Annotated in this window: 28 protein-coding genes and 1 pseudogene; 5 read left to right on the top strand and 24 right to left on the bottom strand. The window is 66.3% G+C overall.

Annotation, left to right across the window (positions count from 1 at the left end; genetic code table 11):
* Positions 1-36: 36 nt before the first annotated feature.
* The 4 genes from ACZ7CF_RS34320 to ACZ7CF_RS34305 form a co-directional block, all read right to left on the bottom strand.
* Positions 37-837 carry a hypothetical protein gene (locus ACZ7CF_RS34320; protein ID WP_470371661.1) on the bottom strand — a complete coding sequence of 267 codons (801 nt, stop codon included), beginning with the start codon at positions 835-837 and terminating at the stop codon, positions 37-39.
* A gap of 126 nt (positions 838-963) precedes the next feature.
* Positions 964-2,451 (bottom strand): hypothetical protein, encoded by a 1,488-nt coding sequence (locus ACZ7CF_RS34315; protein ID WP_470371660.1) that lies wholly within the window; start codon positions 2,449-2,451, stop codon positions 964-966.
* Between the two features lie 195 nt (positions 2,452-2,646).
* Positions 2,647-3,111, bottom strand: a complete 465-nt coding sequence (locus tag ACZ7CF_RS34310; protein WP_470371659.1) for a hypothetical protein — start codon at positions 3,109-3,111, stop codon at positions 2,647-2,649.
* A gap of 155 nt (positions 3,112-3,266) precedes the next feature.
* Complete coding sequence (locus ACZ7CF_RS34305) at positions 3,267-3,557, bottom strand: hypothetical protein (protein ID WP_470371658.1); 291 nt, start codon at positions 3,555-3,557, stop codon at positions 3,267-3,269.
* A gap of 310 nt (positions 3,558-3,867) precedes the next feature.
* Between ACZ7CF_RS34305 and ACZ7CF_RS34300 the strand changes: the two genes are divergently transcribed.
* Complete coding sequence (locus ACZ7CF_RS34300; RefSeq protein WP_470371657.1) at positions 3,868-4,290, top strand: GntR family transcriptional regulator; 423 nt, start codon at positions 3,868-3,870, stop codon at positions 4,288-4,290.
* Between the two features lie 143 nt (positions 4,291-4,433).
* Here ACZ7CF_RS34300 and ACZ7CF_RS34295 read toward each other — a convergent pair whose 3' ends face one another.
* Positions 4,434-4,751, bottom strand: a complete 318-nt coding sequence (locus ACZ7CF_RS34295) for a hypothetical protein (protein ID WP_470371656.1) — start codon at positions 4,749-4,751, stop codon at positions 4,434-4,436.
* Positions 4,751-5,050, bottom strand: coding sequence for a hypothetical protein (locus ACZ7CF_RS34290; protein WP_470371655.1), 300 nt, complete (start codon positions 5,048-5,050; stop codon positions 4,751-4,753). The genes ACZ7CF_RS34295 and ACZ7CF_RS34290 overlap by 1 nt, the downstream gene beginning before the upstream one ends.
* Before the next feature lie 235 nt (positions 5,051-5,285).
* On the opposite strand from ACZ7CF_RS34290, the gene ACZ7CF_RS34285 reads away from it, so the two are divergent.
* Positions 5,286-5,429, top strand: coding sequence for a hypothetical protein (locus ACZ7CF_RS34285; RefSeq protein ID WP_470371654.1), 144 nt, complete (start codon positions 5,286-5,288; stop codon positions 5,427-5,429).
* An 817-nt stretch (positions 5,430-6,246) separates the two neighbouring features.
* On the opposite strand, the gene ACZ7CF_RS34280 is transcribed toward ACZ7CF_RS34285, so the two are convergent.
* From ACZ7CF_RS34280 to ACZ7CF_RS34245, 8 genes are all read right to left on the bottom strand, one after another.
* Positions 6,247-7,203, bottom strand: a complete 957-nt coding sequence (locus tag ACZ7CF_RS34280) for a hypothetical protein (protein WP_470371653.1) — start codon at positions 7,201-7,203, stop codon at positions 6,247-6,249.
* Positions 7,204-7,503: 300 nt separating this feature from the next.
* Positions 7,504-7,800 carry a hypothetical protein gene (locus ACZ7CF_RS34275; RefSeq protein ID WP_470371652.1) on the bottom strand — a complete coding sequence of 99 codons (297 nt, stop codon included), beginning with the start codon at positions 7,798-7,800 and terminating at the stop codon, positions 7,504-7,506.
* 190 nt (positions 7,801-7,990) lie between these two features.
* Positions 7,991-8,914: a hypothetical protein gene (locus tag ACZ7CF_RS34270; protein ID WP_470371651.1), complete on the bottom strand. Its 924-nt coding sequence runs from the start codon at positions 8,912-8,914 to the stop codon at positions 7,991-7,993.
* A 419-nt stretch (positions 8,915-9,333) separates the two neighbouring features.
* Positions 9,334-9,579, bottom strand: coding sequence for a hypothetical protein (locus ACZ7CF_RS34265; protein ID WP_470371650.1), 246 nt, complete (start codon positions 9,577-9,579; stop codon positions 9,334-9,336).
* A gap of 350 nt (positions 9,580-9,929) precedes the next feature.
* Positions 9,930-10,052 (bottom strand): hypothetical protein, encoded by a 123-nt coding sequence (locus tag ACZ7CF_RS34260; RefSeq protein WP_470371649.1) that lies wholly within the window; start codon positions 10,050-10,052, stop codon positions 9,930-9,932.
* The gene (locus ACZ7CF_RS34255) at positions 10,052-10,276 is read right to left on the bottom strand and encodes a hypothetical protein (RefSeq protein WP_470371648.1); all 225 of its coding nucleotides are present in this window, start codon (positions 10,274-10,276) and stop codon (positions 10,052-10,054) included. Before ACZ7CF_RS34255 ends, ACZ7CF_RS34260 begins: the two co-directional genes overlap by 1 nt.
* Positions 10,277-10,486: 210 nt before the next feature.
* A complete protein-coding gene (locus ACZ7CF_RS34250; RefSeq protein ID WP_470371647.1) occupies positions 10,487-11,593 on the bottom strand; it encodes an adenine nucleotide alpha hydrolase family protein in 1,107 nt (368 codons plus the stop codon).
* 557 nt (positions 11,594-12,150) lie between these two features.
* The gene (locus tag ACZ7CF_RS34245; RefSeq protein WP_470371646.1) at positions 12,151-12,861 is read right to left on the bottom strand and encodes a hypothetical protein; all 711 of its coding nucleotides are present in this window, start codon (positions 12,859-12,861) and stop codon (positions 12,151-12,153) included.
* 376 nt (positions 12,862-13,237) lie between these two features.
* On the opposite strand from ACZ7CF_RS34245, the pseudogene ACZ7CF_RS34240 reads away from it, so the two are divergent.
* Positions 13,238-14,091 (top strand): annotated as a pseudogene (locus ACZ7CF_RS34240) (IS5 family transposase).
* Positions 14,092-14,547: 456 nt separating this feature from the next.
* Here ACZ7CF_RS34240 and ACZ7CF_RS34235 read toward each other — a convergent pair.
* The 5 genes from ACZ7CF_RS34235 to ACZ7CF_RS34215 all read right to left on the bottom strand — a co-directional run bounded on the left by ACZ7CF_RS34235 (position 14,548) and on the right by ACZ7CF_RS34215 (position 19,207).
* Positions 14,548-14,865: a hypothetical protein gene (locus ACZ7CF_RS34235; protein WP_470371645.1), complete on the bottom strand. Its 318-nt coding sequence runs from the start codon at positions 14,863-14,865 to the stop codon at positions 14,548-14,550.
* Between the two features lie 146 nt (positions 14,866-15,011).
* Positions 15,012-15,341, bottom strand: coding sequence for a hypothetical protein (locus tag ACZ7CF_RS34230; protein WP_470371644.1), 330 nt, complete (start codon positions 15,339-15,341; stop codon positions 15,012-15,014).
* A gap of 71 nt (positions 15,342-15,412) precedes the next feature.
* Positions 15,413-15,607 (bottom strand): hypothetical protein, encoded by a 195-nt coding sequence (locus ACZ7CF_RS34225; protein WP_470371643.1) that lies wholly within the window; start codon positions 15,605-15,607, stop codon positions 15,413-15,415.
* Positions 15,608-15,782: 175 nt separating this feature from the next.
* On the bottom strand, positions 15,783-17,795 hold the full coding sequence (locus tag ACZ7CF_RS34220) for a hypothetical protein (protein WP_470371642.1): 2,013 nt from the start codon (positions 17,793-17,795) through the stop codon (positions 15,783-15,785).
* A gap of 170 nt (positions 17,796-17,965) precedes the next feature.
* Positions 17,966-19,207 (bottom strand): hypothetical protein, encoded by a 1,242-nt coding sequence (locus tag ACZ7CF_RS34215; protein WP_470371641.1) that lies wholly within the window; start codon positions 19,205-19,207, stop codon positions 17,966-17,968.
* Positions 19,208-19,667: 460 nt separating this feature from the next.
* On the opposite strand from ACZ7CF_RS34215, the gene ACZ7CF_RS34210 reads away from it, so the two are divergent.
* Together ACZ7CF_RS34210 and ACZ7CF_RS34205 are read left to right on the top strand one after the other, a co-directional pair.
* Positions 19,668-20,072: a hypothetical protein gene (locus ACZ7CF_RS34210; protein WP_470371640.1), complete on the top strand. Its 405-nt coding sequence runs from the start codon at positions 19,668-19,670 to the stop codon at positions 20,070-20,072.
* A gap of 361 nt (positions 20,073-20,433) precedes the next feature.
* Positions 20,434-21,108 (top strand): hypothetical protein, encoded by a 675-nt coding sequence (locus ACZ7CF_RS34205; RefSeq protein WP_470371639.1) that lies wholly within the window; start codon positions 20,434-20,436, stop codon positions 21,106-21,108.
* A 20-nt stretch (positions 21,109-21,128) separates the two neighbouring features.
* Here ACZ7CF_RS34205 and ACZ7CF_RS34200 read toward each other — a convergent pair whose 3' ends face one another.
* The 5 genes from ACZ7CF_RS34200 to ACZ7CF_RS34180 form a co-directional block, all read right to left on the bottom strand.
* Positions 21,129-21,383: a hypothetical protein gene (locus ACZ7CF_RS34200; protein WP_470371638.1), complete on the bottom strand. Its 255-nt coding sequence runs from the start codon at positions 21,381-21,383 to the stop codon at positions 21,129-21,131.
* A 218-nt stretch (positions 21,384-21,601) separates the two neighbouring features.
* Positions 21,602-22,102, bottom strand: coding sequence for a hypothetical protein (locus tag ACZ7CF_RS34195; RefSeq protein ID WP_470371637.1), 501 nt, complete (start codon positions 22,100-22,102; stop codon positions 21,602-21,604).
* A 162-nt stretch (positions 22,103-22,264) separates the two neighbouring features.
* A complete protein-coding gene (locus ACZ7CF_RS34190; protein ID WP_470371636.1) occupies positions 22,265-23,476 on the bottom strand; it encodes an adenine nucleotide alpha hydrolase family protein in 1,212 nt (403 codons plus the stop codon).
* Entirely contained in the window at positions 23,473-24,369 is an 897-nt protein-coding gene (locus ACZ7CF_RS34185; protein WP_470371635.1) for a Mom family adenine methylcarbamoylation protein, read from the bottom strand. Before ACZ7CF_RS34185 ends, ACZ7CF_RS34190 begins: the two co-directional genes overlap by 4 nt.
* 85 nt (positions 24,370-24,454) lie before the next feature.
* Complete coding sequence (locus ACZ7CF_RS34180; RefSeq protein WP_470371634.1) at positions 24,455-25,228, bottom strand: GP88 family protein; 774 nt, start codon at positions 25,226-25,228, stop codon at positions 24,455-24,457.
* Positions 25,229-25,372 lie beyond the last annotated feature (144 nt).

Raw genomic sequence — 25,372 nt, 5'->3', positions numbered from 1 at the left:
AATTTATGTCACTCTTTTTGCGCTACGAGCGACCGATCACAGAACGAGCTGATAGCTGGTAGCCGACACCTCGCGCAGTCCCCATTCGAGGTGCGTGTCACGGAACCTGTCGAACCCAGTTCCGTCGATCGAATCGACGAATCCCAAGCCGAGCATGTAGCGAATCCGCTTGCGGGAGTTGATCCGGCCGCCGTGGATCAACAGGCCGCGACGCTTGCCCTCACGGCAGATGTCGGCCATCTCCTGCGACAGCTTGTACTCAGTACTTCCAGCCATAAAAAGGCACGTCAGGTTGGGCCAGTCCCAAGGGATTCCGACATCCCCGGCTCCGTCCTGGACGCAGTAGGCCAGCGGCAGGTGGGACACGAGTCCAGCCCAGTCGGCGAACCGGCGCAGCGTGGCGCGAGCGTCGAACGGCACGTCTGGCACTGTCATCCACAGCAGGTTCGGGTGCCAGGCGGGCAGCGGCCCCGGCTGCGTCTTGCCGATCGCGGCCCACGAGGCGGCCGGGATCGTGGCCAGTGGGGCGATGCGCTCGTACGGGCGCAGAATCCGCCCGTAGACGGCCTGCTCGACGTGGCCGATCTGCCGGATGAACGCGGGCTGGTCCCACTTGCAGAAGGCGTCGTTGTCGAGGGCGACCTTGAAGCCCGCGTCGAGGGTGTCGCGAAGCCGACCGATGTGTCGGGGGCGCGCGAGCCTGCCCAGATGAGTCGCACCGGCGCCGTACTGCTCTCGGCACCGTTCCAACGTCGGCAAGCCGCCGCCATTGAGGATAAGCACAATGACCGCCGGGAATCCGTGGATGAATTGGTCTTCGATATCGCCGGATTCCAAGGCGTCACCCCCGGTTCCGACATAAATTACTCTACCTCATTTTAGGTGCGCAGAATTGCGGGCCGACACCCGCGCGGAATGGGTGTCGGCCCGTTTCAGTGCCTTGTCCGTGCGGACTCTCGTGGGTCAGCAGTCGGTCCCGGTGGCCGAGTCGCTCTGCTCGATGATCCGCGTGGCTTCGGCGAAGACGCCGGCGTAGGTGCTTTCCAGCTCCCAGCCGGGGATTCTGCTGACCGTCTCCCGTGCCAGCACGAGACGGCGCTCGGCCGCCTCGGGCGAGTCGTCGTCCTTCTCCATGCTCCTGGCGTCCTGCGCCATGCGCTCGGTGAGGAGTCGACGAGCCACCTGCAGCACTTGGTGCTTCTTCTCCCTCACGGCTCGGCGGGCCTCTGCCTGCTGCTGGCGCTCGGCCTGTTCGGATTCCAGGAGCAGTTGGTAGTCCTCAGGCAGCGGCACACCGCACCGTTCGCACGGCCCGCTGCTGCTGAGGAAGTGGCTCTCGTAGTTCTCTACGTCCGGCGCACCTGGACATCCCGCGGCCAGCGCCTTGGCCCAGTTCTCCGGCCGGCATTCATTGCACCGGCCGAGGGTGGCGGTGATCTCGCCGGTGATGCGGGTGCCGCACTCTCGGCAGAGGACACCGGCCTGGTAGAGCGCGAGGCGGATGTCGAGTGCCGCGCCTTGGTTGTTCTGCTCGTCCTCGATCATCGAACCGAAGGCGTTCATCTCGCTCGTGCGCCCGACTCGCAGCCACTCCTGCTCTGTCAGCGGCTTGCCATCGAGCTCGTCGCGGATGTACCCGCTCGCGGCGGTCCACAGGTACATCGGCAGGGCGTAGCGGGCGGCGAGCTCGGTGATCACGCCGGCCGCGTCCAGGTGCGTGACGGTCTCGCGAGACAGCAGCCGCAGGTCCGCCAGCGACGTCGGCAGGCCCCGGTGGGCGATGTCGAGCGCGGCGAACAACGTGTCGCCGCGCTCGGTGCTCTCCTCGTCGGCGAGCACGCCGAGCAGCCGGTCGACGAACCGTCGCTGCTGGGCCGTCAGCTCGTGCGCGAGGTCGGTCACCCAGCGCCGGATGTTCTCCGTCGGCGTCGTCCCGGTGCGCTGGGCGACGACAGCTTGGGCCGCGACGGCGTGCGCGTGGTCGAGCTCGGCGGCCAGGGTCAACAGCGCCCGCGCCCACAGTTGAGCCTGCTCGGCGGTGAGCGTCCACTCGGCGTTCTCGGCGGTGAGCGAGGACCCGAACGGCGTGGTGTAGCGGAGCACGAGCCCGTCTTCGAGGTCCCACGTCGTGCCGGTCGCGGTGCGGGTGCCGGGTGGCAGCAGGGTGGTGAGGATGTAGTCGGGCAGCGGCTCGTCGGAGTCGAGCTGGTGGGCGTAGCCCAGCAGGCGGGCGGCGGCGGTGCGCGCCGTGCTGCTGTCGTAGGTGACGGACACGCGGGCGTCCTGCGGGCCGGCCAGCTCGATGACGGCGGGCTCGCCGTCGCGGGCGAATGCCACGCCGCGGTCGGCGAACTCGCCGTCATCGCCGACGACGTAGCGCGCCCAGCGCATCAGTTGTGGCTCGATCATGACCTCGATCGGTTCGGGATCGATGGTGTCGGTGGTGCTCAAGGTGGTCCTCCGGGTCGGTCTTCGATGTGGCCGGGACCTGGGCGTCACCCCTGGTGCCGACCGGATGGGGAACCGGTCCGCGTCCGGCGGACGTGGCCGGGGAAATGTGGCGGCCGGGGGCCGTGCGGAGCTGTGGAGCAGGCATGCGCGGGTTGCTGTGTGACCGGAGCAGCCCGCACATCGCACTCCGGTGGGTCAGGGGGTCGCGCTGCTCGCCTGTGCGGCGGGCATGGGAATGTTCAGCTCCCGGTGCAGGTCGGGCACGAAATCGCTGAAGACCACCGTGCCGCGCTGGAGGTCAACCAGGACCGTGGTGTTGACGCCCACCTCGCCTTGCTCTTCGAGCGCGTCGTCGAGGTCGTCGAAGTCGACCTCGACGATCGTGCCGTCGTCACAGAGCACCTGGGCGGTGATGTCGAGGTAGTAGAAGTGGCCGCACTGGCTCAGAGACGAGCTGAACAGCACGCCTGCTGAGAGGCGGCCAGGCAGGTCACGAGCCAAGACCTCGCGCACGGTGTCGAGGACGAGCGCCTCGTTACTCTCGTTCTCGATCTCGCGAAGTGTCTGCGCAATCGCGTTGCGGAGGGTGTCGTCGAGCTGCCGCAGCGCGTGCGTGAGCGCCTTGGAGCTGGAGTTGTCGAGGGTGATGGTGTGCGTCACAGCGGTCGTTCTCCTGGTGTCCGTTGTCGTGATCACCGGTGGGCGCGAGGTGCGACTCTCGCGCCCACCGGCCGTGCAGGTCGGCGACCAGCCGCCGTAGTGGCCAGCATGAGAATCTGGACGGTGAAGGCGTTGGCGCGCATGTGGCCGTGGAATCAGTAGTCCCGCAGGGCCTCGCCCTTGAACTCGGTGAAGGCAAGCGGGCCGATGGTGTCGGTGATGTGGTGCAGCGCAGCGCCCGTCGCGCGCACGCTGGAGGCCCGCGCGACCGGGCACAGCGGCGGACGGCCGAACAGCCGCTCCTGGCCGAGGTGCAGTGCCTCGGCGAGCATGGTCACGGCGTCGTCGACGTGGGCCGCGCCTTCGTCGACGATGGCCGCGAGCCTCATGAGGTCGTTCGCGCTGAGCTCCTGGCTCATCAGGGCCGCCAAGTCGATTTCGGCCACCAAGGAGCGGATGTAGCGCGACTGCTTGCCGTAGGCGCAGACGTACAGCGTCGGGAGCCTGGTCGAACTGGCCGCGCCACTGAAGCAGTCCAGGTAAATTATGCGGATTTCTCCTCCGAATCGGGTCTTCGATGTCGCCGGAATTCCCAGGGCGTCACCCCTGTCTCCGATATAAATAAATTTACCTCAATTTGGTGCCGTCGTTTTCTGCTTCAGTCCTTGTGGTTGGCTCGCTGAAACCCGCACGCGAGCGCGGAGCGCGGACTCGGGAGGCCTCCGCGAAGATGGCTAGCCAGGCTAGGCTTCTGAGGTGCCGTTGAATCCAGACGACCCGCGTCCTGCCTACGAGCAGGTGGCCGACCAGTTGCGAGACGCGATCGAAATCGGTCGGTACGCAGCGGGGGACAGGCTGCCGGGCCGCGCCGACATCGCCTCCATGTTCGACGTGGCACCCATGACGGTGCAGAAGGCGTTGCAGGTCTTGCGCGATGACGGACTGATCGTCTCGCGGCAGGGCAAGGGCGTCTTCGTGCGCCGTGTCGTGCGCGAGGACGCGGAAACCCGCAACCGGAAAGGACTGCGACTTCTGCGGCGTATCCACCGCCGCGACGATGAGGACCCGCCGCGATGCTCCGAATGTGTGGGCGTCGACGGACGGCGCCAGCGGTGGCCCTGCCGCACAATGCAGGAAGTCGAGCCGGTTCTCGCCGCTACCGACGAACTCGACGACTGACACCGAGATCGACCCGTTCGAGCGAGATGCCGGCTGTCACGGCTACGCGGACGTTCCCAGCCTCGGGTGCTGTTCTACGGCCAGCAGGTTCAGACGCGAGGGCCGGGACCGCGCGACGGCGCGGCCCCGGCTTGGGGGTGGGGTTAGTCGTTTGCGATGCCGAAGAACAGCCAGCCGGTTCGCGGTCCGCCATCGGCGTCGGCGACCGGGATGGCTGCGGCGACAACGCCGTAGTGGTTGCAGTAGGGCTCGCCGAACCCTTCGAGCAGCCGGTTGGCCAGCTCCTTTGCAACGCCAAGGGTCAGAGTGCCCTCATGCACGACCATCGCCGTCTCCTTGGTCGCGATGGTGCCGCTGTCCTCGCGCCAGCCGACTTCGTGCGCGGCGTGCTGCCGCGCGGCCTCGAATGCGGCGGACAGGTCGGCGACCTGCTGGTGGACCTCGAAACTGATGCCGCCCATCAGGCGTCACCGCCTCGGGTCGCGCGCAACGCAGCGGAGAAGTCAGCCTCGGTCCGCACCCGGTCGAGCAGGCCGGGAACGGCGAGCCGGACAGCTTCCGGCCTGGCGAGGGCGGGGGTCGTCCGGTGGGACCTGGGCCAGGCGATCAGGCCCCAGTCCAGGACGGGGGTGAGCCAGGTCCGGCCGTTGATGCGCCACAGTGCGGCGCCCTTGGTCCTCCCGTTGCCGGGTACGACCAGCAGCGGGTGCCCGGCCGGCGGGACGTGGGGCAGCGGGTTCTCGGGGCGTGGTTGATCCACGGAGGTTTCTCCTTGTTGGTCTTCGATGTCGCCGGAACTCCCCGGGTGTCACCCCTGATTCCGACATGACTGACTATACCTTCTTTATTGGGTTGACCCTGGTGCGAAGCGCACGCGTATGCGCGGACTCGCCGCGTACTCCGGGGCGTTCGACCTACCATCGAGGCATGGGGGAAAGACAGATACGAGCGCAAGCGGCACAGGCGGGCGGCCGACGCGCTTCAGTCTCAGTTCGATGCGCGGGGTGACCTGGCGGTCGCGGCCGCGGCGACGGGTGACGCCGACGCGGTCCGCGGCGGCGAAGCTCAAGGCACAGCAGATCGTCGACGGCGCGAAGGCGGGGATCGCGCGGCGGTTCGATCAGTGGCGCGCTGCCTAGAAGAGGGCTCGGGACTAGGGGTGGACAGTGGAGCGGCTGCGCGCGGCACCGATCGACCAGCAGCAGCCCCCCGCCGTGTCGAAGAAGAAACCATCTGGCGTGTCGAGCTCGAACCAACCCGCGCGCAACGCCGGTCAGGGCACATCCGAAGCCCAGTCGCCGGCTACCGCCGAGAAGCTGGGTCCACCGCCGGCGGGGACACAGCGTGACATCACGCACCGCGCCTGGCCCTGCTGACAGGGCCAGGCGCGGTGCGTGGTCATCTACCGGCCGCAGGAGTTCCGGGAATGCGGTTCGAGCACGTGGCGGCCAAGTCGTCCAGTTCCGCGCGCTCGGCGTCGGAGCTGTTGGTCAGGCTGCGCACGTACGAGCCGCCGGGGTTGGGACGGTGCTGGTGGACTGTCTGCCACGCCGAGTCCTCGTCGGGATGATTGGTGGTCACCCACTCGAAGTCGTTGCCGTACTCCGGCTCTCACTCGTGGTCGTAGTCCTCGTTTCTGTCCTCGGGGTCAGGTTCGAGGACGGTCCAGAAGCCGACGTTCCAGCTTCCATCAGGCGACTGCCATGTCGTGTTCGCGCGGTGGAAGCTCACGAGTACGCCCGCCCCGGTTCGGCTGGGCGGTCGCCGTCGTTCTGTTCGTGCAGATCGCCCGTCTCGGTGTGCTCGTCCGCGCGTCGTTTCGTTGGTTCGAACATGGCTCTCGACTCCTTGAGGGGGCGCTCAGTCGGCGAGGTTGTTCCTTGCTGCTGGGTGATTCTGGAGCGCGAGGCAGGCGCGGACCGGATCGCGTGCCCGGTCCGCGCCTGCCGGGCGGGATCAGGTGATGATCAGGTCCTCGCGCCAGATCAGATTCACGAGAGGCCTGATCGCCACGTCGATCGCACGGAGGGCCTCGATGCCGCCGCGCGGGGCGTCGGCGGGCATCGGGAGCGCGCCGAAAACAATGCTCAAGGGGTGGTCGCGGTACTGGTTGCGGGCGTCCCACAGGTGCGTGCGTAGGCCAGCGCAGACGAGGGAGCCATTGCTGCAGTCAGGGCATGCCGGTCCGGTGGGGCAGTCGCGGCCGACGAAGACGACCGCGGCGTCCGGGGCGAACGTGGGCATGATGGCGACCACCCAGTCCAGGCGGTCGCCGTCGCGGGCCAGCTCGGGCACGCGGTCGCGCAGCGTCCACGCGACCGAGCGGACGCTGCCGAGGAGTGCACGCAACGACCACTGGGTGCCGTCCACGCGCTGGACCAGGACGCGGTGGTCGTCGTGGTCGAGGCCGGTGAGGATGGAGCCGAACTTCGTGTCGATCGCCACGCAGTAGCTCGGCGCCGATTCGAGGTGGACGCGAGCCGTCACGCCCAACTCGGTCAGTGCGATGACCAGCGCTTCGGCGTCGAGGCGGCGGGACTCGGCGAGCGTGCGCGTGGCCTGCTCGCCGTCCTGGCTCTTGGCCTGGCAGTACAACGCGCCCGCGTGCATCTCCAGCTCGCGCAGCGCGTCGACGCGGCATCGGCAGTCCTCCTGCCTTGGGCTCGCGACGTCCTTGCCGCTGCCGTGGCAGCGCGGGCAGTGGCGCACGGCGAACGCACCCGAGTCGACCGCAACCAGGTCCTTGTGGTCGGGCGCGGGGTCGGGCTCGCCGTGGGTGCAGAACGAGTCGCACGCCTCGCCGGGCTCGGCCATGCACGCCGGGTCGTAGCAGGTCAGCTCAACCTGGGGAATTCCAGCGTCGAACGTGGTGGGATGAAAGCGTTCGAGCACGACGCCGTCAGGGATGTTCATTGCGGTTCTCCTGGCAATTGGTCTTCGATGTCGCCGGAATCCATCTGGGGGTCAGTCCAAATGTTTCCGACATGAATAACTATGCCTTAAGGCACGCTGTTAATTTCGCTGTCGCTTGCGCACTTCGGATAAGAAAGATCACCAGTGCCTTCCGGCCAGGCCCGGGTGGCCTGGACATGCAGGCCGCATAACGGAGCCCGCCACCGTTCGTTGGGGTGGGACAGGTCAGGATCTTGAGGCGAGCGCGTCTGGTCTCCTTGGTCTCGGGTGCTCGTGGTGGCCGGGTGTGGTTCGCGGGCGCTAGTTCGCGGCAGGGTCGTGGGCTTCTGGCGTGTGCTGGGCGAGCAGCAGCGCCTGCACGCCGCGAACGAACTCCCGCAGTGCGGTGAAGGTTTCAGTCAGGTGCCTGTCCTGATCGCCCTCGTAGGTCTTCATCTCGTTGCAGTCGTGGCCGTCGCCGCATTCGCACGTGGCGGGGTCGCAATTCCCGTCGCACGGGCAGTCGTGGGGGTCGTGGCTGTGGGCGGCTTCCAGGAAGTCGAGCCGGTGGCGGTGGAGCAAGAGGTCCAGGTCTTGGGCGTGCGTCATCGTCTTCACCTCGTGAGGAGTGGGGATGGTTCTAGATGCGGCAGCCGGCTGATGCGGCGGCGTGTGATGCGCTCGGATATCGAGCGTCTACCGGTCAGCTGGAAGCACGACCGCGTACACCGCGGTTGCGGGGTAGGCGGCCCTCCGCCACGGCGGGGCACAGGACTGACATGCCCCGCCGCTACGGAATCGGTGCTGATCAGTGATGGGCGGCGTCGTCGCGGTCCGGGTCGAGCACATCGAGCAAGCCGAGAACGTCCTCACCCGCTGTGCTCAGGTGCGCGGCGGCGTTGTTCAGCGCGTCGGCGTCCATGTCGCGGTCGAGGGCAGCCGCGAGTTCGGTGAACGTCTCCCCGATGCAGTCGCGGACACCGTCGAGAGATTGGATCAGCCTTACCTGCACGTCCACGCTGCTCACCGCGGCATCGTCGGCCACCTCGTGTAGCCCGGCGCGCTCCATCGCGTCGACGAACGTGAGGGCAGCAGCGATCGCGGATTCGGCGGGAGTCGCCGGCTGTAGCGGCCGGAGAACCATCTCGGCGGCGGCAGCGTAGGCCGCCACCGTTTCCGGGTCGGCGTGCTCTGCCTGGCGGCACAGCACGCTGGCGACGGAGACCATCCGCGCCTGGAACTCGTGCTCAACATCTCCGAGCGCCTGCGCGAGATGGACTCGTGTCGTCTGGTCTCGAAGCAGCAGGCCAGCATCCCGCAGTGCCTCCTGCCGTGCGCCGGTCGAGTTCTCAGCGGACCGCTGGATCGTTTGGATCTTCTTCTCCACCGCGTCGCAGAGGTACAGAGCGGCGACGGCGGTAGCGGGGGTGGCCACAGCGTCGGGCGCGAAAAACGCGAGCACGTCCGGGTCGCCACTGGTGACGGCGTGTCGCACGTCGGCTACGGCCGCCGGCCTCGTTTCGCCCAGACCCGTAGCTTCGACGATCGCCAGCGAGACGCCAGAAACCTCAATGTGTCGTGAGACGATCGGGAACGAATCGGGAGCCTCGCGACTGTACGGCGCGTGGTGCACATCCGCAGTCGTGAGGAATGACCCGTCCCTGTTCGTGACGAGAGTCGTGGTGCAGGTGCGGCCGCTGGTATCGGGATTGCCGACGGGCCAGCTTGCCATCAGTGTGATGCCACCGGAGTCGTCGTGGAAGTGGCTGTATTCGGGCTCACTGAAGGGTGGGTACTGGACGTTTTGCGTGTGGTTGGTAGGCGCGGCGCTCTTGAGGTGCGAATGCGCCGTTGACGAGCTGGTCCTGTCAGAGTTGCGTTGCATGAGACGCTCCACCTTGATTATGTGTCGGGAAGTTGGTCTTCGATGCCGCCGGAAGCTCCAGGATGTCACCCCTGTTTCCGACATGACTAACTATACCAAGGAGAGTGCTGTTGTTTTGTTGCAGAGATTCGCTGAATCCCGGACATAACGCTGCCCTCACCAGTCGACCGGGCAGCGATATGTCTTTCTCGGTTGGGCGCTACTGAAGCTGGAGCGCGCCGCTGTAGTCACGCACTTAGATGCTTGCCGTATGCAGTGTGGCGCAGTCAGGGCTGCGGGTTATGACGCGGCAGGCGCTTGGGCACGGAAGCCGGGACTAGCTTCGAGCCGGGTGCGGCGAGCGTGTCGAGGCGGGCGGCAAGGATGCCTTGGAGCTGCTCGTCGGTGAGGTCGTCGCCGTGAAGCTGACGGGCGAAGTCGACAGCGAGGGTCAGCCAGTGGCCTTTGCTGGCGAGGTCGACCAACTCACCGACATTGCAGATGTACGGATAGTTGCGGGGGGACAGCGCCACGGGGTGCCTCCAGTCTGGTGATAGGTAATAGGGGCCGGACCCCTCGGCGCTGCGGGAAGAGCCGAGCGGTCCGGCCGGGAGGGTGCTAGGCCTGCACCTCGGTGAGGCAGCCGTCGATGGAGGGCTGCGTGCATGGTCGGGGCAGGGCGGCGGGTGAGTCAGTTGCCAAAGGGCGAAGAGATCCAGCAGCGCGTCGAGTTCGGCGTGCCCGTAGCGGATACGTGTCATGGTCGGGTCCTTCCGGGGGGCTTCGATGTGCCGGGCCACCGTCGTCACACGGCGTCCGAGCAGGCGATTCAGCGAAGAACGCGGGGACGGGGCCTGCGGTCTCACCGTCCCCGCGTGCCGGTTCAGCGGATCGGCATGAGGTCGCAAGCGCGCAGAAGGGCGCTCGCGGTGGCTAGCAGGTCGCCGGTGAACGCGGCGGTGACGTCGTCGATCGCGGCGTTCGGCGCGTCTAGCCGGTCGACCATCACGCGCTCCCGTAACGGAAGGAACGAAAGCCACCGTCATCGTCAACGTGGAATCCCCACGCGTCGAGCTGGGCGATCTCGGCCTCCGTGAACGCGCGGTCATCGGCGCAGACGTGCAGCGTGTCGTGTTCACAGTGGAACGGGCTGAGGTTGTTTGCGGGGTGCTTGGCCAACAGGCTTAGGGCCGCGATCAGGTCGCGCCACGCTTCGGGCATGTTGTCCATGTCAGTTCTCCTGACTGCCGATGGCGCAGGGGAGGACATGCAGGCCTCCCGTGAGTTGGTTTTTGACTTCACCGGAACCACAGTCTGTCACCTCTGTTTCCGGTATAAGTGACTATACCTTTTTCACTGATTCGATTTTGGTGCAGGGAATGTGCTCGACGCGAAACCGCTGCCCGATCGGTAGACCGGCGGGCAGCGGAAGGGCGGGTTTCAGCACGCGGTGCAGGACAGGCAGCCCGGCGGCACGACGGTGAAGTCGGTGGACGCTCGCAGCCGGCTCGGCTCGGCGAGCTGGGCGCGGACGGCGGCTTCGAGCGCATCGAACTCCGGCCCGTCCTCGTCTAGGACCACGCCGGGTGCCGGGCCGGTGGGCTCCTCTGCGAGCGCGAGGATCCGGCTCATCGGCATCGTGAGCTTGAAGTCGTGGCCGATGCTCCGCTCGACCTCGGCGTAGAGCGCGGCCAGCCGCGGGCGACGGCGCACGGCGAGGATCAGGTCGGCCTTGTTGCTCATGATGCAGATCGAGCAACTCAGGCGGGACATGCCATTCCAGTCGCGGGCGCCAGGCTCGCTGTCGTAGGCCCAGTGGTGGTCCGCGCCGCTGCCGTCGACGATCGCGTGGACGGCAGCCGTGCTGAGGTGGTGCACGGGCAGGTACTCGTCCTGGTGCCGGTGCGCGTTGGCGTAGCCGACGCTATAGGCCGGCCGGGCCGCTCTCTTCGTGCTCTCCTCGGCGCGCACGCCGGTGACGTTGAGGATCCGGACCGGGCGGCCGAGTTGGCGGCGGTGGTGGCGCACGAGCGGGGTCAGCGCGGCCCGGATCTTGTCCACTTTGGAGTCACTGGTACACCATCTCCTTGCTGCGTCGGGGAACTTGCGCCACATCGCGGCCTGTTCGAGCAGGGTCTGGGCGCGGCGGGCGCCATCGGGGTCGGTGACGACGCGGCGGGTCTCGATGTGCCGCTCGGCTGGGATGCCGTAGTGCAGCGAGGTCTGGGCGACCAATTCGCGGTTGCTCGGGTAGTTCCGGCCGCCGTGGCGAACTGACGGCCATTCCATCAATCCCATGTCCGCATGGACGGTGAACAGGCGGTCGAACACGCCGGCCCGGCGGGCTTGCGCGGCGAGCCGGTCGAGCATGGCATGGGCGTCCTTGCCGGACACGCCCGCCACGATCAGGTCGTAGTCGGTGAGGTCCGGTTCCGGCCCGTGGGTGATCGTGCTCGGTGCCGGGCGGTCCTCGGCGGGACTGGCGCTCAGGGCGTGCTGGACGCTGTCGAGCCCGATGAAGGCGAGTTGGGCCGCATGAGACGGCATGGTGTCCTCTCAGAGGGTTGGTCTTCGATGTGCACTGGTCGGCGTGCTGTCAGGTCCGCCGACCAGCGGGTCCGAATAAGTTCGCGGAGCTTCGTGACGGGGTTTGGTGGTCAGGGAATCAGGCGATGGCGAGCGTCAATCCGAACTGGACGGCGAGCGGGCGCAGCCGGGCCAGGGCGCGTTCGGCCAGCGGTTCACCTGACTATTGACCAGTAGCGCGGGTTCACCGTGGACAGATCGGTCACGGAGTGGTCAGCGCGTGGGAGTTCGCGGCGTGGCTCTGGACCGCGAGATCCCAGTGATTGATGGCGTGGACGAGCTGGATTCCAGGAACGGCTTCCGCACCCTCGGCGCTGCTGCCCGCGCCACAGAAATGGTCGATGAGAGTAAGCATCGTATTCCTTCGCGCGTAAAATTTGGTATTCGATGCGACGGCTCCAGGTTGTCATCCCTGTATTCGACATAAAGAACTCTATCAATTTTGTGCACGCGAGTGTTTCGCCTAAATCGCGCTGAGGACGCGCGTTTTGGCGATGTGTTGCACTCTTACGAGTGGGCTATTTCTCGGTGATGCGAATGGTGATTCCGGAGTACTTCTTTCGCCCGGCGAGCTTGCGCACGTCGGCCAGGAAGGCGTCCCAGGTCTCCAGGCCGGGCCCGATCGGCTGGGCGAGGGTGGCGATGATCTGCAGGTCCGGCTCGCGCAGGAACTTCCGCGCGGTCGCGAGGCTGACCTCTGCCCTCCGTGCCAGTTCGGTGACGCCCAGGGTCTCGCCGGGCGGCAGAGAGCGGACCACGCCCTTCAGTCGCCGCCGAGCCGCGCCGTCTCGGCGAGATTCTCCGCTTCCAGCGCCGCGGCCGGGCGAGGTTCCGTGCTCGTCGAGGGTGCTCCGGTACCAGTGGTTGACTCCGAAGACCTTCTCGTCGGCTTCGGGGAAGCGCAGCGACTTCCCGAGGTCGCGGAACTCCTCCAGCGCGATGTCCAGACAGACCGCCGCGTCCCGTTCGGTGAGCAGATCCTCGGCGTGGTCCTCGGTGGGCAGTGCGGGAATGTCCTCGCCAGCAGCGAATGCCCTGGCCTGCTCCTCGTCGTAGAGGAAGGTCCGGGGCGACGTCTCGCCGTTCGGGTCGAGATTGATCGCCTGGGGGTGGCCGGGGTCTTCCCACGGCGGCGTGCGACGGCGATGTCCCTTGAAGGCGGTCATCTTCAAGCCGTGCAGGTCGGCGATGCCCCTGCGGTCGATGGCGCTGCGGCCGTGGCGGATCATGACGGACCTCTTCCCGGTGGCGGTCTTCGATGCCTGCCAGGGTTGTCATCCCCCTATGGGGCACTGACGACTACACCGTACACCAATGGTGGATCTGGTTCGGCCCGATGCCGGCGATACACTGGGGCGGTACCGACCTCCAGGGGCTCCTCCCGGCGGGGTTGGTCTTCGATGAGTGTGGAGCGCGGTCAGATCAGTCAAGCCGCTCCGGCGGAGCCGCACTTGGGTGCGGTGGTCCCCACGCTCCACACTCACTTACTTCTTCTCCTGATCGGGTCGCGATCGCGGCGACGCGCGTCGCAGGCACACGGCCACCGGCCATCGCCCTGTCCGTCCGCGCTCTAAGAGGTCCTAACAGAATGATCAACGTGGTGGTGTGCAGCATGTCGGATGTGGATCATGTTTGACCGTGAAGAGGGGTCAGTCGCCGCCGTGGATCGTCTCGGACGGTCTGTGGGAGCGGATCGAGCCGTTACTGCCGGTGGTGCCGCGCAGGCCGCGTAATCCTGGTCGTAAGAGGGTGCCGGACCGGCAGGTGCTGTGCGGAATTCTGTTCGTGCTGCACACCGGGATCCAGTGGGAGTTCCTGCCACAGGAGTTGGGCTTCGGCTCCGGGATGACCTGCTGGCGGCGGTTGCGCGACTGGAACGAGGCTGGCGTGTGGTCGCGGCTGCATGAGCTTCTGCTGGCGGAGTTGCACTCGGCGGGCAGGCTGGACTGGGACCGGGCAGTGATCGACACCTCGCACGTCCGTGCTGCTCGACGCGGCCCAAAAGCGGGCCGAGCCCGGTCGACCGCGCCCGGCCGGGCTCCAAACACCACGTCCTGACCGACGGCGGGGGCATCCCGCTCGCGGTCCTGCTCACCGGCGGCAACCGCAACGACGTCACCGGTCTCGAGCCGCTACTGGACGCGGTGCCCAACGTGCGCGGCAGACGGGGCCGGCCGCGCCGACGCCCGAGGACGGTCTACGCCGACCGCGGCTACGACCACGACAAGTACCGCAGACGCCTACGCGCCAGGGGAATCACACCGCGGATCGCTCGCCGCGGCGAGTCCCACGGCTCCGGCCTGGGGACAGTCCGCTGGGTCGTGGAGCGCACGATCGCCTGGTACCACGGCATGAAACGCCTGCGCATCCGCTGGGAACGCCGCGACGACATCCACGAAGCCTTCCTCGGCCTCGCTACCTGCATCATCTGCTACCGCCACGTCCAACGATTCTGTTAGGACCTCTAATCCTCGTCGGGCCGCGAACGACCGGCCTGGGCGTCAGCCTGGGCTGACGTGACTGACTGGGGCATCAGCAAGTGAACGCAGTGCTCCTGACCCCATGGCTTCCTCGAGCCAGGCTGCTGGGTTGGCGTGCTGCTGAACCTCCTCCCACAGTTGCGCCGCGCGGTTTTTCAGTTCAATGATGTCGCGCGGCTGCAAGCCAGTTGAGGTCGCGAGTGACGCCACAGTGCCGCTGTCGAACCGGCTAGTGGCCTCAAATGCCGCGATCAGGCGAGCGAATTGGACTGTGTCATTCGTCCACATAGGAGTCCTTCCGAGAGTGAGGGGGCCAGAAGGCGCTGTGTCGCAGGTGTGAGAGCTCACGACTGCGACACAGCGACGTCGGCTGTCTCCGTCCGAGTCAGGTGGGCCGCCACGCACCTTGTTGCCGCGGCAGCCGCACACGGCGGGTTAGGCGTTCCCGACCGCTTGGCGATTGCCGAGATAGATGTCTCCTTCGACGTAGGTGATGAAGGAACCGTCCGGCGCTCGCATGCAGAAGTGGTAGTAAGCGTCGAACCACTCGTTGGTCCAACCGGCCGCCTCCAGCGCAGCCTGGACGGTGTCGTCACCGCCGCTGCCTGCGAAGAATCCGTCGGCACAGCTCGTGCCTGATCCGTCTGGGTTTCGCTCCGGCGAAAGGACCGCCACCACATCAGCGGCGGTGTTCGCGGACTGCAATTCCCCAAGCTGAGCCTTGATGGCGGCCCAGAAGTTACTGCTGCTCATGAGTTTTCGTCCAAGGTGAGATCTATGGTTCAGCACGCGAACGGCGGGAGAAAAGCTGCGCCTCCAGTCGAGGCGTGACCGACCAATGGGGATGTGTTGGCAGCCACCGGGTGACTTCACCGGCTCCAACAACGCCAATAATACCCCTAGGGGGTATGTGGTGGGTGAAGGGCAACGCTGCGCTCGCCGAGCACTCCGGCTTGCGTTTCGGCGCTCTCGCGGGGCCTGCGGCCACAAGACGCGGCCGCGTCGGCATAGACCACCACGATGCGCGCCCGGTCGACGCCGGCCGCGTCGGCGAGCGCCACGCCGTGCGATAGCGCAGGCCGGGAATCCTTTCCGCCGGAGGAGTTGAACAGAATCCAGTCGTGGCTCGTGAGTTCGGGTTCTGGTACGAACCCGGCGGCCGGAGCTGGTGCGATGAGGTCGAACCGGCACATCTGCCGCTTGGCAGCACCGTGCACATAAGGTGCCATGATCGCGCGTACGCCGTCCTTGCCCGCGGGCGTCTGGGTCCTTGCTGGTCACGGTTGTTCCCTCTTCTGCGTCAGATCTCGTCGCGGCATCCGGGGCACCTGGCGGCGTCACGCCAGCAGGTCGTCGTGTTGTGGGTCTTGGGGTCGTAGTCGTCCCAGTCCTCGCCCTGCTCCTCGATGGCGACCTGGGCAACCTCGGGGTCGGAGGTGTGGATCAGGCCACCCGCGGGGCCGGGCACGTAGAAGCCTTCGGCGGTGTTGCTCACTGGATCTCCTTGCGTGGACGGGAACGTGCTGGTCGTGTGTGTGTGTGTGTGTGTGTGTGTGTGAGAGAGAGAGAGAGAGAGAGAGAGAGACCCGGTTGCCCAACGTGAAGATCAGCCATCGGGGTGGCGGGGCAGTGCGATGCGCTGCCCCGCCAATACGGACCGTTCGTCTGGGCTACTCGGCCGCGCGATGAACCTCGGTGTCGAGCTCGTCGGTGTCGAGCCCACCGATCAGGTGCTGGAGGTCCTCGCCCGCTGAGCACAACTTCGTGGCTGCATCGGCCAGCATGCTGGAGCCGACGTACCCAACACCGGCGTCCGCAAGGTCCTGGACCGACTCCGTGAGGCAGTCCCGCACCTCGTCGAGGACGCGGAGCAGCTGCGCCTGGTCTTGGGAGCTGCTTCCTGCTGCGGCCGTGGCGACCTCGTGCGTGCCAGCGCATCCGATCGCGTCCACGAAAGCGCGCGCGGCGGTGACCGCGGCCTTGACGGGAAGCCTCGACGGCTCGGCCGGGCGGAGCATCATCGACACCACGGCGCCGAGGGCGGCTGCGGTCCCGTGATCGTCAGACTGACCGGCCCATTCATACAGGTCGCTGGCGACCGTGATCACCCGCGCGTCGATCTCGTGCTGGACATCGCCCAGTGCTTCCACGACGTGGACGTGTGCAGCCTGCGCGTAGAGCAGCAGAGCAGCGTGGTGCAGGGCTTCGTGCAGGGGCCCGGTCGCGGTGCGGGCGACGTCCTGGAGGCGCCGTGCCATCGCTTCCAGTGCATCACAGATGTGGTAGGCGGCGACAGCGGTGATGGGGATGGACAGGAACGAGTCAGGTGGAAAGAACGCCAGGACGTCCGCATCGCCGCTGATCACGGCGTGACGCAGGGCGGTCAGGGCCCTGTCGGCGAAGCCTGGGAGAGGGGCGGGCACGACAGCCGGGAGGTGCCGGGACTTGATCTGCAGCGCCGTGGGGTCCTCGCGGTCCTCCAGGGTGGCGCAGGAGATCACGTCCGCCATGTCCTGAGACGTGAGGAAACAGCGGAGCGGGGTTGTGACCAGCGTCGTGGTCCGCACCTTGCCGTTGCTGTCGGGGCCGCCGACGCACCACCGGGCCGCGATCACGTTGTCGCCGACGGTCCACTCCGGGGCGGTGAAGGGGGCGCGCACGACGCCGTTCATGGCGCCGGTGCGGGTGACGCGGCTGGGGCCCGGGTCCGCCGTCTGCGAGCCGGTCCGGGCAGAGCTGTGCTGCATGAGGTTCCCGCCTTTATGCGAGTCGTGGGAAGAAGTAGCGAACGCGGCCGTCACGCCGCGCTCGCGTAAATGTCGGCACCAGAAATTGATCCGTATTGAGGCCGGTTGCGTTGACGTTCTTTCTGGGCCTACGAGAACATTAGCGCATTTGCGGGGAATTGTGTTTTCGCGGCTGGGTCGATTGATGGGGAGAGCGTGAGTTGGTAGTCCTGTCGGGAGACCTCGTCGAGTCCCCCATCCGAGGTGGGTGTCGCGCCAGGTGTCGAAGCCGGAGCCGTCGATGCTGTCGACGATGCCGAGGCTGAGCATGTAGCGGATGCGTGCGCGGCTGTTCACGCGGCCGGCGTGGATGTGCAGTCCGCGGGCCTTGCCTTCGCGGCAGATGGCGGCCATCTCGTCGGAGAGCTTGTAGCTGGTTGATCCGGCCATGAACAGGCAGCGCAGGTTGGGGGTGTTCCACGGGATGCCGATGTCGCCCGCGCCGTCCTGCACGCACAGCGCCAGGGGCAGGTGTGATATCAGCGGCGTCCACTGCTGCCAGAGCTGTTCGGTGCCTTTCGCGTCGAAAGGCACGTCGGGAACGGTGACGAACAAGAGGTTCTTGTGCCATGGCGGCAGCGTCGGTTCGGCAGGCAGACCCAACTGCGTCATATCCAGCCCCATGTCGGCGGCGAGTGGCGCGAATCGTTCGCTCATGCGGACCGGGCGGCCGTACAGTGCGGTCTCAAGGCGCCCGAGCATTTTGATGAACAGCGGTTGGTTCCAGTCGCAGAAGGCCTCGTTGTCGACGCCGACCGGGATTCCGGCGTTCATTGTGTCCCGTAGGTCCGAATAGTGCCGGGGGCGGGCAAGTCGCCCTAGGTGCTGCTGGGCCTTGGGATTTTCCGAGCGCCAGCGTTGCAGGGTGGGCAGGGCTCCGCCGTTGAGGATCAGCATGGTGATTGTTTCCTTGACGCAGGTGCGGTTCGGCCGGCGGGACGTCAGCGCGCACGCGGTGCGGCGACAGTCTCTGCCTGTGCTTCGGGTATTCGCCCGGATGGACGATGAGCAGGTGATGAGGGCTGGTCGTGCCCGGCAGTGCGCAGGGCACGACCAGCAGTGGTCGACTAGACCGCGTCGGGCTCGTCCTCGTCGGGTTCGGCAATCGCCACGAGGTCGTGTTCGTCGGGTTCGGCCACGAAACCGTGCTCGGTCAGCGGCATCGAGCAGATCGAACACACGCCCGTGCCGTCGTCGTTGTGTTCCTCAGAGTCCCAGCCGGTCGGGCACGGCGCGGCGATTGCGCTAGCCAGGGTTGCGGGACGGTGTTTGGCGCATCGTCCCCGCGTCACGTCCACGCCGTCCTCCAGGCGTTCAGTGCAGCGGCGCGGGGTGTCGACCGGGCCCCGGCACACGACTCCGGCCTGAAGCAGTGAGGTTTCGACGTCGGTCAGGAGGAGACCGGAGCTGACGTCGTGCGCGATCCGGTCGGGAAGCTCGCGCACGTGTTCGGTGTTCGCCAACCGCCGCCACTGCGCCTCGGTCAGTCGGTCGTCACCCGTGCCGTCGCGCTTGAGGACGGCGCGGATTTCCGTGTGTGCTGCGGACAGCGCGAAGATCGGGATGCGGTACTTGTGTGCCAGGCGCCGGATGACCTCGGCGGCGTCACGGTGATCGAGGGTGCCGCAGTGCACGAGGTCGTTCAGCGCGAAGGACAGGTCCGGGTTGGCGACGTCGAACGCGGCGTTGATCAGGTCGGTCTGCGCGGCGTCCTGCTCGTCGGCGAGGACCTTGCGCACCTTGTCGGCGAACACGCGCTGTTCGGGAGTGAGGTCGGGCTCGGCCGCGTCGAGGAACAAGTTGAGGCGTGCCTCCACGGTGTGGCCTGACCACCTCTGATTCAGCACCGTCGCGACGTAGGCGTGCGCGTCGTCGAGCAGAGCGGCGATGGTCAGCAGCGCGGATGCCCAGCGTTCGGCGATGCGCGGGTACAGGGTGAACCATCCGTTGTCGGCGTCAAGCCGGATCTTGAACGCGATTTCGGACGCGCTGGGCAGTTCGAGAACCAGGCTCACGCCTGGTGAGAGCGTCCAGGTTGCTGCCGAAGCGGTTCGCATGGTCGGCTCGGTCATCGTGATGGTCACCGTTGCCGGGAGCGGCTCGGCGGGCTTGCGGCGCTGCAGCGCGAAGCCGATGAGACGGGCTGCGACGAGTCGACACGCCGCTGCGTCGGGCTTCAGGGCGAGTCCGCGCCACGCAAGGTCGTGAGGTCGAATAGCGGGATCGTGTTCCTGGGTGATGTCCCACCTGTGAATAGAAGTCGGGACCACCTGAGCTTCGGTGAACTGATTGAGAGCGCGCGAAAGCATGGGCCTGTTCCTTGGCTTATGAGCTGCGGGGAAGAAGGTCGATAACTGGGCGTCACCCCGAATTCCGACAAGGTAAACCCTAGCGCACCTACGCCAGTCATGGGATTCGCAAAAAAAGAATGAGGGGCTAGAGGTTTTCCGTGGTCATCCGTTTCCGCCTTGCTTCAAAGGACTGTGGGGCGTCAGTCGTCAAATGACCCCGCGCCGAACCGGGTGGCTTATCAGCGACCGGCAGGGCAGGTGTGTTCGCGGCATCCGCCGAGCGAGCCGGTAACCAACTGCACCAGGCCTGCCGTGAGTGTCGCGTACCTGGTCACAACCTATGTCCGGACGGCGTCAGCAGGGACGGAAGACCTCGCCGCGTGGAGGCTGCACAGGACAAGCGAGTGCTGTGATGCCGCGTTGGGATTTCGTCCCCTTTGCGGGACCTGATCGCGTCTGGCGTAGCTAGGCTCTGTACATGGGGGAGAAGCAGATTCGAGCAGCGGCGGAGAAGGCTGCCTTAGAGTTCCATGAGCAGAAGTTCAAGGCGCTCGCTGACCTTGCGGTCGCCTTGCGCAAGGCCACGCCAGAAGAGCTGCGGCGAGTGCTCACGGACGCGCAGGAACAAGCGCAGCGCATCCTCGATAACGCCAGGACAGAGAAGGCCGATCGGGTCGAGCAAGCGCGTATAGCCTTTCAGAAGGCTCGCTCGATGGGGTGGACCTCGAAGGAACTTCGCAGTCTGAACCTCGATCAGCTGGGTTCACGCCCGGCGTCCAGACGACGCGCGGCACCGGCGAGCACGCACAGCGTGGTGCTCACGGCGGACCTACCTGCGGAGCATGGCAGCGGTGAGCGGGACGGTTCAGTCGACGCCGGCTGACGCCAGCGGCGGCTGTGAGCCGGGTCCGGGTCTGACGCCTGGGATCGCAAGCGCAGCGTGGGGCGGTCCAAGAGGCAGCTGAGGTAGCCGTTGAGCGCTCATTCTCGCGCCCTGCATTTCCAGGCCTTGCGCTTCAGGGGTCATCTCTAGGCGCGAGACGACAACAGGAGCGGAGGGCGACTGAGGGCGCGCTCGCGGCGGCTCGGTGGAACGTGTCTGCTGATGCCGCATGGAGGTGAGGGGATGGCCGATGCCGCGCTACCGTTTCACAGCGTTCGCCCATAGAAACCACGGGGGTGCTGGGTGGTCCATCCGGGTCGAGGGCTTCCCGGGCACCGTCGAGGAGCCCACGGCCGCGTCGGTGACCAACGCGGCGTGCATGCACGTCGCACACAACCTGCGCGTGCCGATCGACGACGTCACGGTGGACGTCAATTACCTATCACCTGAAGCCATCCCCGCTCAGGCTTCCGCGCGCAGCCGCTACGGAACAGACGTGCACGTGACCCGTCGCGCGTTCGGCGGCACCACCGCACTCGCGGCCGTCAATGAGATGCGTTCATGGCTGACTGAGGAGACCGCGGATTCTGTGAGACTGCTGGGCATCACAGTGCAGTACGGCCCGGACGAGGTCGACGGCGCGGCCCCCGTGGAGCTCGCCGTGCTGTACGAGCGATTCTTCCACCCGGTCGCCGACGCCCGGATTCTCGCCGACCCGATCATCGCTGTGCTCACCCCTAAGGGCTTGCGGGCGCGCCTGACCGACGCGTCGGATGAAGAGGAAGCCGCGATCGCCATAGACGGGTACGACGATCACTTGTTCGTGGTGACTCCGGCGGACGGCGAACGGGCATGGGCGACCTTGTGGCGCGACGAGCACGACCCTGAGTTCACCGACGTAGAGTCCACTCTGGATGGTCTGGGCCTGCAGAGCTCCCACAGCGAGATCGCCGAAGCGATCATGCGGCAGCTGGCGGGTCATCCGCCATCCGTTTACACACGAGCAAGCCCCACTCAGACAGCGGCCACATTGTGAACGGCCATCCGGTTGCCGTGCTACGTCGCGCTGCCACCCTGGCTCCGACCGTGCTGCCCGCCGGCCTGGCTGAGATCGCAGCCGACGAGATCGGCATCGAGCTCAACGCACTCGACGCCGGTGCTGCGCTCGACAGCATCGGCGAACGCGTTCTTCGCATCGCACAGGAGATCCTGAGTCTGCTCCCCGGTGACTACGCGGCCCAGGCACAGAGTGAGGTACAGAACGCCGGATGGCGCCCCTGGTCCATGGAGGTGGCCGCGGATCTGCTGCATCTGCTGACTACCTGGGAGGACCAGGGACCGGGCCCGGAAGCCGCCGTCCTGCTGACGCAGGTTCGCCAGCTCGTTCAGGCCTCTTCTACTGTGGCATCTCCGAGCGTGAGACCCCTACGGGGACGCGGCCGTCCATCCACAGAAGTAGAGGCGGGTAGCAGTAGTAGTTGAGACCGGCGCGCCACTTCATCGGCTGGCGCGCCGGTCTCGCTGGGCACTCAGACGGGGAGAATCAGCACTGCTTGCCTTGCCAGCTCATCCGCCACGCGAGCGAGCGCGGGGAATCCGAGTTTGAAACTTTCAAGGCTGGGCCGGTCATCACAGGGCGGCGTGTTCTCGTGCCAGTTCGACGGCGGGTAATCCATGACGTCGATCGAAACTCCATGGGTGTTCAATGCCTTGACAGTCGCCCACGACTGGTGCAGGTAGCTGCCGCGTACGATTTTTACTCGGAACGTCCACGCGCCGTGCCCGTAGTGACGGTCAAGCGTATAGGTGTTTGAGTCGGAGTCGAAGTTCTCCCAGATGAGCTTGGGGAAGTCCGCTTGGTGGAGCCACGCGCGGATCGCGGTCAGGTCCGTGAAGATGTGATTGCAGCGGCCGTACTGATCCTGATCTTTGTAGTCAGCCTCTTCGGACGGCCAGTTGTAGTCGATTACCGCCTTGATCGCGGCGACGACTTCCGGCGTGGCGATCCGGGAAAACTCATCCGCATTCACGTTGCAAACCTCAGATGTCGATGATTCATTACCTCGATGCCTTAAGCAGAGAGAACAAGGGGTTATTGGCTCAATCGCATTGAATCAAAAGCGAACCGTTTTCGCGCGCCGGTTTCGGGAGCCACTGCAGTTAATCTACCGCACTTGAACTCACGTGGGGACTTAGATGAACAACGTTCCGCTGTGCGCGCGTGTCCATACTTTCTCGAAGCCTTTTCGTTTCTTGTCCTGGAGTCCGTGCGGCACGGCGACCCAGAACCATTCAATTGCCGGGTAGCGGACTACGTCCGTCGCGCGGTCGTTGCGGCGCCATGCACGAGTGATTCCGTGGCCGTCCGTGCAGGTTGTTGTGTTGCGGATCGCCGTCAAGTGGCTGCGCATCTCATCGCGCGAGCCGTGGCGGGTCGCATGAACATCGCGCCAGGCCATGCCCTTGAGCTCAGAAGATTGGTTTCTCGCGTCGAACACGCGCCGGACCTCCACGAGACTCCACTTCGCCACAGCGTCCAAGCGCTTGTCGGCGATCTTCAACACGGCATCCAGTCCTTCGTCGCGGGCGAGGTCGACGGCGGTCCGGTCCACTCCGAACGCTCCGATGCGCTCGTTGAGAGCGAGCGCGGTGTGTTCGAGCACAAGCGCGTCCGCCCCGGCGTCCGGCTGAGCGCGCCACCGCGCGGTGAGCTCTTGGCGGCTCCCGGCGGTGGCTTGGAACGGACAAAAGGTACAGCAGGACCGGGCCCAGCCCTGCCCGTCGGGCAGGTTGAACTGTTGCCGTAGATAGGCCGCACACCGAGCGCGGTCCCAGCCCCACTCGATCAGTGGATATACGACCGTGCACGGCACGACCTTGCCCTCGGCCTCCTTGGCCCGGCGTGCCTCGGTGTCGCGTGTTGCGCGGCCTGGCTCCTCCGCGGCGAAGCCGACGACGTGGGTGTAGCCGGCCGGGACGTGGTCGCGCATCCACCAGTCCAGCGGGTCGCCTTTGGCGCGCTCCGAGCACCAGCGGCGGCCCTTCACCAGGCTGGGCAATGTTCCAGCCGATCGCATTTCGTCGGAAAGTCGCCAGCTGCCGCGCATGTACATGCGCTCAGGCGCGCGGGAGTCGTCGAGGACCTCGTAGCCGGCGCTGGCCGCCTGGCCCCGGCGGGCGATCTGGACGTAGCGGATCGCGTACTTGCGCAGCAGCGGAAGGAGGTAGCGCTCCATGAGTTCGCGGGTCCGGTCATGCTCGTCTCCGGTCATTGCGCTCACACAGATCAAGTCCCGGAGGTCGAAGTCTCGGCTGGCCGCATCGAGGATCCAGCGCACCAGCAAGGCGCTGGAGTCGATGCCCATGCCGAGCGAGAGCACCACGCACCGTCGTGACGTGCTCATGACGGCTCCGCGAGCGGCGCGAGGAGGTCGAGTTGGGCGGGTCGCTTGGGAAATGCCCGATCCATGCGGGCGAGCACGGTGCGGGACCGTTCGGCTCGGGTGCGGCCGACCCGGATCGCGTACTTGTGCTTGCCTGGGTGCCGCAGCCGCCGGGCTCGACAGGCGTGCAGTGCGGCTTCCAGCCACAGGGCGCGGTCGCTGCCGTCCTCGAGTGGCGGGGCTCCTCGCGCTATCAGGCGGGCTATGACGCCGTCGGCGCCGCGTTCGTCACCGGTGACTTTGCTCAGCGAGCGTTCGGGTAGTTGCTGCCCGTCGGGCAGGACGATGATCTGCCGTGGGGTGGTCGTGCCGAGGTAGGCGAAGTTCAGGGCCTGGTAGACGTAGCCGTAGTGGCCGGGCATGAACCGCTCGGGTCGGCCGTTCGCGCTAATGCGCCACCGCTCCATCGGGTCGGAGAAGGCGACCAGGCCGCGGATGCCGTTCTCGGCGGCGTGTGTGAACGCCCGCGCGCAGAACCAGGACTCGGCGTTCGCCGGCACGCGATCGAGCAGCACCAAGCGGGAGAGGTCAAGCGACTCCTCGTAGGGAACCAGGTTGGGGAACGGATTGGTCAGCACCGCAGGATGCGACGGCACACCGAGTGCAGCGACACCGACCAGTTCAGGCAGGTGCCCCTGTTGTGGTCGCGAATCGTAGAGGCCGTAACACAGCCGGGTCGCGGGGAAGGCGTTCGAGTAGTGGTGGGTCACCGTGAACACCTCGGCGGCGGTCTTCGGGATCTCCCGCACCTCGTAGCGGCGGGGGTCGAACGGTTCTCCGATCGGTCGGTACAGCGCGGTCTTGGCACGCCATCGCTGCGTGCGAATGGCGGGGTGGACGCCGGACACGGTCATGCCTTCCTGCTTGTGGGGGTTGGTCGGGTGAGCCGCCTGAGGCCGGAGGTTCCAGCGTCAGGCGGCTGAATCGGTGCCGCGCGGTTCAGCCGGTCGCGGCCTCGGGCGGCGTTGCCGTGCGCTGCTTCCGGCGTTTTTGTGTCCGCTCGTCGTGGGCTTTCTGAAGTTCGCCGAACCGGAAAGGCCCCTGGAGTTTCTGGAGGTGCGGGATGCGGTTGCTCGCCATTCCGACCGGGGCTGGGCCGATGACGGCGAGCCGGTCGTCATCGAGCTGGGAGAACCAGCCCAGCTCGGCGATGTCTTCCTCGGTTGGGAACACGTCGGCGACCCGGTCGTAGGCGGGATCGAGCATCCAGTCGTACTTACCGCCGAGTGAGTACACCCATTTGAAGTTCCATGGATATTCGGGCTCCACGAGGCGCTTAAATCTCGGAACTTCCTTGGTGTAGGCGTAGAAAATGGAGTCGGGGCAAGCGGTCATGATGCGAAGCCAGGCGGACAGGTAGTCGTCCGAGAAGAAGTCGCCAGCATCGTGAATGCGGATCCACTTGCCACGAAACTTCCTGTGTCTGAGTTCGGCTGTCATCGCCTCCTCCCAGCCGGGCAGGTCGTCGAGGACGAAGCGGAGATTCTGCTGGTGTCTACGTCGGACAATGGGGTAGCGGTAGGAGTTGACCCGCGCATAGCAGAGCTTTGCGCACACGCCTGCCGATGGGCATGTGTTGAAGGTGGAGCCGTCGTCCTCGAATCGGTCGGCCCATGCCGGAAGGGTCCAGTTGTAGATTCCAAGGGCTCGCAACTGACTGTTTTGTGTCAGTAATTTTGCAGGGCGAACAGTGAGACGAGTTTCCTCGCTCATGGAAATCTCCATGAAGATTGGCGTTATCGAATATGTCGACAGCGAGCCCGTCGCCCGCTTGCCGACAAGAATTACTCTATCCGATTTCCGTGAGACATGGTTTCGGTGAATGTGCGCTGTTCGGCGGCAGAATGCGATGGAGCT

Source organism: Lentzea sp. NPDC036955, from assembly GCF_055608005.1.
Note: the sequence above shows the minus strand (reverse complement) of the source record. Positions and strands in the feature narration are given on the sequence as shown.